This is a genomic window from Butyricicoccus sp. OF10-2 (genome assembly GCF_003481925.1).
Taxonomy (GTDB): Bacteria; Bacillota; Clostridia; order Oscillospirales; family Butyricicoccaceae; genus Agathobaculum; species Agathobaculum butyriciproducens.
The window spans coordinates 1-3,878 of the sequence record NZ_QUMC01000059.1 but is presented as its reverse complement, the minus strand read 5'-3'; the positions used below and the strand labels follow the sequence as shown (position 1 = coordinate 3,878).

Genomic DNA, 3,878 nt, shown 5'->3' with positions numbered 1-3,878 from the left:
GAACCTCAGCGGGGGATTCGCCGTCTGCGGACGGCGGGAGCGTCGCGGCGCCGCCGCGGGGCAAAAAGGAAGGACAACCTGCGGTTTTCCTTCCTCTTTGAACTCCTACCTTTCCCTTGCTTCCTAATCTGGCGCAGATTGCCGACATGTGACCGCTTCGAAAAGGAGTACGGCAGAGGATTTTTTCTTCCGTATCTTTCTCAACCTGTTCGCAGTGTCAGATACATTACTGCTACACATACGGACTACTCTGCGCAAGCGCGGCACTGTCATGCCGCGCCCTGCGGAGATGAAACCACATGTGTAGCAGTACGGTATCTGACGCTGCGAATATGTCTCGGCATGGGAGCACACTGTGCTCCCCTACGATAGAAAAAAATCCTCTGCCGTTTCCTATTTCGAAGCGGTCACATGACGGCAATCTGCGCCAGACTCGGAAACAAAGGGAAACGGGAGTTAAGAGGGTAGAAACCGTAGGTGTCTACCCTCTTGCCCCCCGCCGCGGGGCGCGGCATGCTCCCGCCGCAGCGGCGGCGCACTCCTCGCTGAATCCAGCGGAACCAATCAACGGCTTGCAGCAATGATAGAAAGAGGTAATCCATGAAACTATTAGTCATCGGCGATGTGGTCGGTGAGGCGGGTATCGACGCGCTTCACGGCCTGCTCCGCCGCATCAAGCGCGACACCGGCGCAGATTTCGTCATCGTAAACGGCGAAAATGCAGCCGGAAACGGCGTTCTCCCGCGTCAGGCGGATGATATTTTTGCCGCCGGCGCGGACGTGATCACGCTCGGCAACCATGTGTTCGGCAAGCAGCAGATCGTGCCGTATCTGGACAGCCGTTCGGATGTTCTCCGTCCGGCCAATCTTGCGCCGCAAAGCCCCGGTCGGGGCTGGGGCATTTATGACGGCCCGCAGGGCATGCGCCTGCTCGTCATGAACCTGATCGGCCGCTGCGACATGAAATTCGGCCCGGACAATCCGTTCCTGTGTGCAGACCGCATCCTCAAGGAAAACGAAGGCATGTACGACGTGGCGCTTGCCGAAATCCACGCGAACGCCACGAGCGAAAAACTCGCCATGGGCTATTACCTCGATGGCCGCGCGGCGGCTGTCTGGGGCACGCACACGCATGTGCAGACCGCGGATGAGCGCGTCAATCCCAAGGGCACCGGCTACATCACGGATATCGGCATGACCGGCCCGATCGTATCCGTGCTCGGCGTGCGCGTGGAGCAGTCCATCGCCATGTTTCGCGGTGACCTGACCGAGTATTTCAAGACAGCTGAGGGCGACTGTGCAGTTGCCGGTGCGCTGTTCGATATTACGAGAAACGGAAAATGCAATTCTGTCACCCGCGTGTGGGAGCGCTGGAATGTGAGATAAAGTGTACGCAGATGCACAGTATCGCACTTTTGATACACGATTGCGCATTGTGAAACGGATTTTGCCATGCGGAAACGTTTTCGTAAAAAAGTCCTATCGGCGGACAAGTGACCGTGTCGGGAAAACAGTGAGAAATCCCTCAGGTTTTGTACATTTTGCAAGAACTTGTAATTCAACTTGCAAAAAAAGCAAAATCACAGTTGACGAGAGGGTGGGTTTTGCGGTATGCTATAATCGAAAGACAATGGGGCAAAGGTTAAGAAATTTAACCGGCCCGGTTAGCATGCCGTGGCGAGGGACTCCGCGGTGCTTAAGGAGGAAATGATACAGATGAACTCATTGCTCACCAAATTCACCTTTACCGATGAATTGACCGATGTCATCGAGAACTGCAAGGGCGTATTTGTTCCCACCAGCAAGGCGGAACTGTACGACATGGTATTCGGTCCGGAACATGCCGACGTGTACGACGTTGTATTCGATGTACCGGGCAAGGGCCAGATCAAGGAAGCTGACGTTGTACGCTGCAAGAACGGCGCATCCGTCAACTTTGCAGAGGATTACATGCGCCGCCGCGAGCCGGACTGCATGCGCATCGCAGACGACAAGCCGACCGATAAGAAGCGCTTTGCGGATGTGTACGGCTACAAGTTCGACAAGCTGCGCCGCGAGACCATGGACTGGTTCAAGACGCAGGAGCTGATCCTCATGCCGTTTAATTCCGGCGGCAACCAGTACGGCTACGGCTCCATGCTCGTATGCCCGAAGCAGTGCGCATTCTTCGCATTCGCGCTGGCACATCTGCAGGGCTTTGTAAGCGCAGAGGAGACCGAGGGCTACAAGCCGCGTGCGATCATCTATGTTGCACCTCCGTTCCGTCACACCCACTTTGAGGGCAAGCAGGTCGTTGTTCACAACCGTCTGGATGACTGCCACGAGGTATTCTCCTATAACCTGTATCCGGGCCCGTCTGCCAAGAAGGGTGTTTACTCCGTACTGCTCGACATTGGCGAGCAGGAGGGCTGGACCACCTGCCATACTTCTGCAGGCCGTCTGATCACCCCGTACGAGAACGAGCTTGTCATCATGCACGAGGGCGCTTCCGGCGGCGGCAAGAGCGAGATGCTGCAGGACATCGCCCGCGAGCCGGACGGCGAGGTGCTGCTCTCTACCAACACGGTAACGGGCGAAAAGACCTACCTGCATATCAGCTCCACCTGCAAGATCGAGCCGGTGTGCGACGATATGGCTACCTGCTATCCGGGCGTGCAGAACAACTCCGGCAAGCTGGTACTCGTTGACGGCGAGGACGGCTGGTTCCTCCGCATGGACGGCGTAACGCACTACGGCTGCGACCCGGTTTACGAGCGCATCTGCACCGAGCCGAAGGAGCCGCTGTGCTTCTTCAACATGGAAGGCCATCCGGGTGCAACCCTGCTGATCTGGGAGCACACCCTGGATTCCAACGGCAAGCCGTGCTCCAACCCGCGTGCCATCGTGCCGCGCTGGGATGTTCCGAACATCGTCAAGGAGCCGGTAGAAGTAGACGTACGCTCTTTCGGCGTTCGTATGCCCCCCTCCACCCGCGATAACCCGAACTACGGCATCATGGGTATGCTGCATATCATTCCGCCGGCACTGGCTTGGCTGTGGCGTCTGATCGCACCGCGCGGCTTCAATAACCCGTCTATCGTAACCGGCAACGAGCTGAAGAGCGAGGGCGTTGGTTCCTACTGGCCGTTTGCAACCGGCAAGCGCGTAAAGCAGGCAAACCTGCTGCTGCACCAGATCGTGGACAGCCCGAACACCCGCTACGTCCTGATCCCGAACCAGCACATCGGCGTTTACAAGGTCGGCTTTGCGGCTGAGTGGATCTCCCGTGAGTATCTGGCACGCCACGGCGGCGCAAAGATCCGCCGCGAGCACCTTGAGCCGGCACGCTGCCCGCTGCTCGGCTACGCGATGAAGGATCTGACCATCGACGGCCAGAAGATCCGCTCTAAGTTCCTGCGCGTTGATACGCAGGACCGCGTAGGCACCGACGGCTACGATGCAGGCGCAAAGATCCTGACCGACTTCTTCCGCAAGGAACTGGCGAAGTTCGATACGCCGGAGCTTGAGCCGCTCGGCAAGCAGATCATCGACTGCTTCATGAACGGCGGCACGCTGGAGGACTTCGAGAAGATCACTCCGACCGGCCTCTAATAAAACGTAAAAGAAAATCACCGAAACGATTTGTTTCGGTGATTTTTTCGTTTTCGGCACGGAATAGACGGGGTACATGAACTGCGTAAGCGTGTTCGCCCTGACGGGGCGGCTCCTTTTTCTGCACCGGCTGAGCGGGGCACTCGAACTGCCGCTGGCGGGTTCGCCCTTTCCGGGCGGAGAGTTTTTCGCTGAACCTCAGCGGGGGGATTCGCCGTCTGCGGACGGCGGGGACGTTGCGGCACCGCCGCGGGGGCAAAAAGGGTAGACAGCCTACGGTTCGTACC

At 58.0% G+C, this 3,878-nt stretch carries 2 protein-coding genes; both read left to right on the top strand.

The window, feature by feature from the left end; all coding sequences use genetic code 11:
• The first annotated feature begins 600 nt into the window (after positions 1–600).
• Positions 601–1,386, top strand: coding sequence for a TIGR00282 family metallophosphoesterase (locus DXB00_RS16060; protein ID WP_118478386.1), 786 nt, complete (start codon positions 601–603; stop codon positions 1,384–1,386).
• 330 nt (positions 1,387–1,716) lie between these two features.
• A complete protein-coding gene (locus DXB00_RS16055; RefSeq protein ID WP_117488846.1) occupies positions 1,717–3,591 on the top strand; it encodes a DUF4914 family protein in 1,875 nt (624 codons plus the stop codon).
• Positions 3,592–3,878 lie beyond the last annotated feature (287 nt).

What these genes read in the sequence shown, in the direction of transcription:
- DXB00_RS16060 (WP_118478386.1), top strand. Translation starts at nt 601, where the DNA reads ATGAAACTATTAGTCATCGGCGATGTGGTCGGTGAGGCGGGTATCGAC.
- DXB00_RS16055 (WP_117488846.1), top strand. Translation starts at nt 1,717, where the DNA reads ATGAACTCATTGCTCACCAAATTCACCTTTACCGATGAATTGACCGAT.